This is a genomic window from Okeania sp., assembly GCF_983059655.1.
This window is the reverse complement of the sequence record NZ_CEZPJD010000372.1, coordinates 1-7,631: the sequence shown is the minus strand read 5'-3', so window position 1 is coordinate 7,631 and position 7,631 is coordinate 1. Positions and strand designations below refer to the sequence as shown.

The following is a 7,631-nucleotide window of genomic DNA, read 5'->3' as shown; positions in this document are numbered from 1 at the left end:
TTGAAGTCACCTACTTTCCATTCCTGATGCTCCCAGTAGAACCTCAACATCTCTATATAAGATGGCTGATTCTCAAATCCGTCTCCTGTAGAAAAGTGAACGGCGACCGAAGTCGTAAGGCTTGTACTATCTGGAGGTTGAACTCCACTTATTACAGCAAGGTCATCACGTTTGTCTCCATTGAAATCGCCTACCAAGTATTTTTTCGGGTCTACAGTACCAGTTATTTCATCATAGGTAGTGAACTCACTTGACGTATCGGCATCGAACCCATCACCCTTAGAATGAAAAGTCCAAACCGCTATCTTGTCTTCTGCCACATAATCTTCATAGACATTCAGTAAGTCATCTACTCCATCACCGTTGAAGTCTCCAGATAGCCAAGTTTGCCCTTTCAGCGCTGGTCGCCCGTTCTCTGCCGGTGCTTCCTCCCAGTAACCTGACAAGTCATTCTTAAAAGATGGTTCAGTATTAAACCCACTTCCATTAGACGAATGCACATAAACCTGAGCTTTCCGGTTCACACCAATAACATTAGCAATATCGTCCTTGCCATCCCCGTCATAGTCACCAACTAGGAATTTTTCAACGTCGAAAGATGCTGCTGCCTTCTCATCCTTAAAATAATTAGAATAATCAGAAGCAGAGACAGCTATCCTATCAATAAATGGTTGATTTCCTGCATCTTCCTCTGTAAACCCATCGCCATCAGAAAGATGAGTAAAAACAGTTGCAATTTCTTGGGGCTGATACGGATTAGGATTATTATTATCGTCGTAATTATTATTGTAAATATTCAGCGCATCATCGAAACCATCACCGTTGAAGTCTCCCGCTAACCAGTTTTGCTCTGACCAATAATCAAAGAACTCGCTGTTAAAGGAGGGTTGTGCAGCAAAACCATTTACAGAGCCAGAGTTATTGTCCTCAAATAGGTGGTTGGCAACCAAGGCTTTTCCATTAGTACCTCCACGGATGCTCATCAGGTAGTCGCCAGACCCAGAGACCGGACTGACAGTACCATTGTCATCTGGTGTATCATTGTCATCTGGAGGGTAGGTTGCAGCAACTTCGTCACGACTCCAAGGAGCAACAAAATCAAATTCGCTCTCGTATCCCTCAATTTGCTGCCCATCGCTAAGAATACGGAAATTGTCAGAATAAAGAACTCGGTTTTCTGTATCACTGGCATTTTCATCTGCCCAATCCGGTTTATAGATTCCACTCTTGAAATAGACACCTTCCTCATCGTGATAAGTATTAGGTCCTGCAATTGTAGCAGTAGGTTCTTCGTTCCCATCTATCCAAACTTTTATCTCTCCATCATTTGTATCTTCCCAGTCAATATAAAATACTAAGTCTGTCCAATTACCTTTCATATCTTCGAGGCTTTTTAAGGGAATATAATCATCATCATCTCCATCATCACCATCCCTAAAATGACTATGATATACCTCCGGTCGCTGCTTACCTTCTTCATCTATTTTATTGTTTAATTCACCAATAGTTTCAAAGATTTTATTTTCATGAATCAGGGAACTAGCTAACTTGAGAATAAGCTGCTCTCCCTGAATTTGAAGTGTCAGTGGTGGACCAGCTATGGTTTCTCCTTCCTGGAAAGCATGATGCCACTGAGCAATTACTTCGGATGAGCTATTATCGACCTCCCATTTTTCCTCCTCATTTTCATCTCCAGGAATGTAAATACTAAATCCATACCAAGTATCAGAGTTATTGGCTTCTAGATTTCCCCCACTCAGGGATAGTTCAACTCGTTTGCTACTGGTAGAAGCATTTTCATCATTCTTATTCAGTTCAAAGCGACCGAAAGAACCTGTCCGTCCTCCAATTTCCTTGTTTACAAAGTCAAATGAGTGCTTGTAGAGTGGTACAACACTGTTTGGCTCGCGAGCAATTTCTATTTCCCAGTAACGATTATCTAACCCAAACTTTTGATCGCCTTCTCCCGCATTCCATCCTTTTCCAGTAAATTCATACTCATCCCACAGCAAAGGAATACCTCTATAATTTTCAGCGGGTAAACCTGAAGTTGAGTCCGCAGTCTCAAAATCTAGATCGAAGAAATAATCAGCCATTATTTAACTATCCTTACATTGATTGATTTGAAGTCTAACTTGATTTTGATTGATTTGAAGTCTAACTTGATTTTGTTTGACCTCTATTAATAGTAGAGTATTTTTTTTATGTTGTATAAATGCGGGATAATTTTAATAGTTTTGTAGCATGGAGATCTTGCCTGTTCCTTACATTTTACTTAGGAAATAATACCCAGACTACTGATATTCATCCCTTGATTAAGCAACGCCTTTTTTTTAAATAGTAAAGGCTGAACAAATTTTTTTAACTTGTTAACCTCCCCTAATTGCTAGTTTAAACTCTTATTTAAAAGTATATAATCATAATTAAAATAGAAAAATAATGTTATGAAAAACAAGGATTGTTGAAAAAGTTAACCGGAAATTTCCCTTTGACTAAAAAGGTAAGCAAATTGCTAATAAATGTTATTTAACCTATTCATTTGTCCAATAATTAACAGAGCAAACTGGCAAAGTAGCGATCGCCCGAACATTCAGTATCAATTATTAATTTAACTATTGTCCAATAGTTAGCAGAGGAAACTCACAAAGTAGCGATCGCCTAATTACTCAGTCTCAATTATTAATTTAACTATTGTCCAATAGTAAACAGAGGAAACTCACAAGGTAGCGAACGCTTGATTATTCAGTATCGAGCATTAATTGAACTATTGTCCAATAGTTAACAGAGAAAACTCACAAAGTAGCGATCGCCTAATTACTCAGTCTAAAGCATTAATTTAACTATTGTCCAATAGTAAACAGAGGAAACTCACAAAGTAGCGATCGCCTAATTACTCAGTCTAAAGCATTAATTTAACTATTGTCCAATAGTAAACAGAGGAAACTCACAAAGTAGCGATCGCCTAATTACTCAGTCTAAAGCATTAATTTAACTATTGTCCAATAGTAAACAGAGGAAACTCACAAAGTAGCGATCGCCTGATTACTCAGTCTCAATTATTAATTTAACTATTGTCCAATAGTTAAGGGAGGAAACTCACAAAGTAGCGAACGCCTGATTCTTCAGTATTAGACATCTCCAAAAATCAAAAATAAAATCAATTATTACCCATAAATTATCAATTATTCTTCCCTGTTCCCTGTTCCCTGTTCCCTGTTCCCTCTGTTATGGAAATGTCTATTGTGATGATTGACATCAGTTTTGCCTCACTTGCCAACCTACGGTATGATGACTCAATAATATTAAGATTACTTTTAACTTTTGACTTTTGATTTTTGAATTTTGACTTATTATGTTAACTCCAGGAAAAATTTTAAAAGAACGTTACCAACTACAAAAACAATTAGGTCATGTTGTAGCAGGTCGTAAAACTTGGCTAGCATTTGACTCCCAGTCACAAGAACAAGTAACCATCAAAATGTTAGCTTATAGTCCAGAAATGTTAGGGCAAGAATTAAATTTATTTGAGGCAGAAGCCCAAACTTTACAAGCCCTAAATCATCCTCGCATCCCTAATTATCGCGATTATTTTTTATTATATAAAGAAGCTGATGCAGGTTTATCATGGTTTGCATTAGTACAAGATTATATTCCCGGCTTTTCACTCCAAGAATTATTAGATAGAGAGAAAAAATTTACAGAAGAAGATGCGATTAAAATTGCCAAAGAAGTATTAGAAATCCTGATTTATCTCCACGAACTAGAGCCTCCTGTTTTGCATCGAGATATTAAACCAAGTAACTTAATTATGGGTGCAGACCAACAAATTTATCTAGTAGATTTTGGTGCAGTCCAATCTCAGGGTAATGCTAATGGAGGAACTTTTACTGTTGTAGGAACTATTGGTTATGCACCTCTAGAACAATTTTGGGGTAGAGCAGTTCCCGCTTCAGATTTATATGCTTTAGGAACAACTTTAATTCATTTACTAACTGGAATTATCCCCGCAGATTTACCACAAAAAAATTATCAGATTCAATTTACTGATAAAACTGATATTAGTTATAGTTTAGGAACATGGATTAATAAAATAACAGAAATGGATTTAGAAAGACGTTTTAAAAGTGCCAGTGAAGCATTATTAAACCTCGAATCAGAAGCTAAATATGAAGCAAAGTCGCAACCGAGACTTATTTTCTCCAAAAAATCGGAAATAGCAATTTTTAGCAGTATTATTAGTATTAATAAATCTTCAGAAATGATAGAAATTTATACTCATGCTCCTACTTTGAGAGAACTAAAAAATTCTGGATTTGTTGGTGGAGCGCTTTGTATATTTTTTGGTTTACTGCTAACTAATCCAATTTATGGAATATTATTTTTTATCATTATTTTTGTAGGAACATATATACTCTTTGGAGAAAAGAACTACATTTATATTGACCGTAATACTTTTCAGGTAGAACGACATTTATTTAATTTTATATACGGGAAATGTCAGGGAAATACTAGAGATATTTTACAGGTATTATCATCTAAATTTGAATCTGGTCATCAAGTTACAATTCAATCTCAAATAGATAAATGTCAAATCGAACGAGCCATGAATGCAAAAGATAGCACGCGATTAGCTCAGGAAATTAATGAATGGTTAAATCAAAAACTATAGTGCTACGTCCTAGGGAACAATTAATAATTAATAATTAATAATGGTTTTGTTGCATGAAAGTAGCGATATAGCTGCCGCACTTGCTCCGCCAACGCAGCAAACCCCCTCCTAACTACTAGAATATTTGGTGTTGGTGAATCAAACTATGAATTAAGATATTTGAGCGAACCGTAATCAAGACTGAATCATAAATACCCTTTTCACTACTTGCTCCTGAACAACCTTATGAATGAACTAATCTGTAGGGACATTGCATGCAACGTCTCTGCCTGTTGCCTGCGCACAGCGCCATAGCATTACCCAAAAATATACCCATAAAATCACAGTTACAGTTACAACAATTTATAGAAGCCATTTGGAATATTAGCTAATGTTGGGTTTTTAGGCCAATAAGTGAGGATATTGATATTTAATTACTATAGATAGATATCTCCAACAATCAAAAATCATGCTCTTTTATTGCACTGTTATTCATCAATTCTTTCCCCCTACTCTGTAGGGACGTTGCATGCAACGTCCCTACGACCTACTCCCTATGCGTGGAGGAGATGCTTATATAAATCCGTTTAGGGGTTCTATACATCATCTCAAAGTTTACAAACTACTATAATGCAGATTTGATTTTTTTTTAGTTTATTGACGATTACTAGGATAATAATATTACAATATAATTTTATTGCGAATTATTCTTAATAGAGGTCATAAAACTTATGTATTTATTCAAGCGATACACAGCCACTGGAATAGCAGGATTTGTTGGAATCAGCCTTTCGATCGTCGCTACCTTCATGGTTCACCGCTGGGAAATTGCTAAAGATAGAGAACGATTTGAACAACAATCTATGGTACTAGTCGGTGAGTTGCAAAGGCAGTTGGATAGCTATATCCAACTCACCAGATCGGTTGGAGCATTATTTAATACTGCTAAAATAATCACTAGACAAGAATTTCAAGAATTTTCTAATTCTCTACTACCATATTACAACGGTTTGTTGGGATTAGGTTGGACTGAAAAAGTAGATGCTCAGGAACGCCAGATTTATGAGCAAAAGTTACAAACTCAAGGAATAATTAATTTTAGGATTCACGAGAATGATTCAACAGGAACGCAAGTTGTCGCTAGAGATAGACCTGTTTACTTCCCCACAACCTATTTTGAACCCTTAGATCGATGGCGAGATTATATTAGTTGGGACGCAGTATCCGATCCAAAACGTTTGCGGACTATAAAAAAAGCAGAACGTCTTGGTGTGAGTGTTAGTACGCCTTTAGTGCAGTTGGAAAATGGCAAACCAGGCTTTGTGCTTTACTCTCCAGTATTCACTTCTAACAATACCAATGCACAAAAGTCCCTTAACAATAAACAACTTAATTCTCTGACTCAATTTCAAGGAGTAGTGTTTGGTCTTTTTGAACTCCAGACTTTTATAGAAAAAGCAATAGCTCATCTCGATCTCAATGGACTTGATTTCTATCTATATAGTTTGCCAGAAGATCAGTTAGACTCAGCTTTAAACAAAGCAGCAATCACAGCTACTGAATTTTTCCTCATTGCTTACAAAGCTGATAGCGAAACTCTCACAAAATCCGCTCAAGTTGCAAATGTGGACTTTCTTGATAGCCCCATAATTCAATCCTCAAACCCCTGTCATTACACTAATGAATGGCAATTCTGCATCCGTTCTCTTAATCTAGCGCGACAGGAACTTTCTTTGCTAGTCTTACCTTCTGGCAAACGTTATATTTATAGTTGGCGACCTGCAACAGTTCTAGCATTTGGATTATTAGCGACCGGATGTTTAATGATGTATTTATTAATCTCCAAGCAAACAATGTTGAAAGTTGAGAATAAAAATCGCAAGTTAAAGGAATTATTGCAACAGCTAAAACAAACCCAATTACAATTGGTACAAACTGAAAAAATGTCTAGTTTAGGGAGGTTGGTGGCAGGTGTTGCCCATGAAATTAATAATCCTGTCAATTTTATTACAGCAAATGTTGAATATGCCAACCAATATTGCCAAGATTTGTTGTATTTGCTTGACCTTTATCAAACCCAATATCCTGTAACTACTCCAGAGATTGAAGCAGTCATTGAAGATATTGAGTTAGATTTTATGGCTCAAGATTTGCCCAGTTTATTGAATTCTATGAAAGTTGGAGGTAAACGTATCAAGGAAATTGTCTTATCTCTGCGTAATTTTTCCCGGTTAGATGAATCAGAAGTTAAGGATATAGATATTCATACGGGTATTGAAAGTACATTGATGATCCTAGACCATCAGCTCAAAGCTCATTTCGAGCGCCCCGAAATTAAAGTCAAGAAAGAGTACGGTAATATACCTTTGATAAAGTGTTATGCGGGTCAATTGAATCAGGTATTTATGAATATCTTGAGTAATGCAATTGATGCCTTACAAGATTCTATGGCAGTAGGCAAGTTCAAAGAGCGATCGCCCTTAATTTTTATTAAAACAGCTCAAGTTGATGCCAAATGGATTACGATCCAAATTGCCGACAACGGTCCTGGTATAGCACCAGATATTCAAGCTCACTTATTCGAGCCATTTTTTACAACTAAACCAGTTGGTCAAGGAATAGGATTAGGGCTTTCAATTAGTTATCAAATTGTTAGAGAAAAACATGGAGGTGACTTAATATGTTCATCTGAACAGGGAAAGAGTACAGAGTTTATCATTAAGTTGCCGATCGCAATCAATTCTTGAAATAGCAGTCAGCTGCCAGCTATCAGCTTCTCAAGGTGTATAGAATACCCGATCGTATCTTCATGAATATCAAGTTTTTTTAGCTAGGAATCAGGAGACAGGAGGTCCTTTCAGTTATCAGTTATCAGTTATCAGTTATCAGTACCTAAAGCTGTTTGCGGAGCATGACAAAGGTCAAGCTAGAGGCTTGAAGTACGGAATTATTTTTTCTCTTGGTCTCATAGATATGGCGCAGG

3 protein-coding genes are annotated in these 7,631 nt (G+C 36.6%); 2 read left to right on the top strand and 1 reads right to left on the bottom strand.

Features of this window, described 5'->3' with window-relative positions; all coding sequences use genetic code 11:
• Window positions 1-2,096 (bottom strand): heparin lyase I family protein (locus AC3DU7_RS19550; RefSeq protein ID WP_488040982.1); only part of this gene is annotated, 2,096 nt, incomplete at its 3' end.
• Between the two features lie 1,256 nt (window positions 2,097-3,352).
• Here AC3DU7_RS19550 and AC3DU7_RS19545 point away from each other — a divergent pair.
• Together AC3DU7_RS19545 and AC3DU7_RS19540 are read left to right on the top strand one after the other, a co-directional pair.
• Entirely contained in the window at window positions 3,353-4,669 is a 1,317-nt protein-coding gene (locus tag AC3DU7_RS19545) for a serine/threonine protein kinase (RefSeq protein ID WP_488040981.1), read from the top strand.
• A 710-nt stretch (window positions 4,670-5,379) separates the two neighbouring features.
• On the top strand, window positions 5,380-7,395 hold the full coding sequence (locus AC3DU7_RS19540; RefSeq protein ID WP_488040980.1) for a CHASE domain-containing protein: 2,016 nt from the start codon (window positions 5,380-5,382) through the stop codon (window positions 7,393-7,395).
• The last annotated feature ends 236 nt before the right edge of the window (window positions 7,396-7,631 follow it).

Coding starts and splice junctions, on each gene's coding strand:
- AC3DU7_RS19545 (WP_488040981.1), top strand. CDS start 3,353: ATGTTAACTCCAGGAAAAATTTTAAAAGAACGTTACCAACTACAAAAA.
- AC3DU7_RS19540 (WP_488040980.1), top strand. CDS start 5,380: ATGTATTTATTCAAGCGATACACAGCCACTGGAATAGCAGGATTTGTT.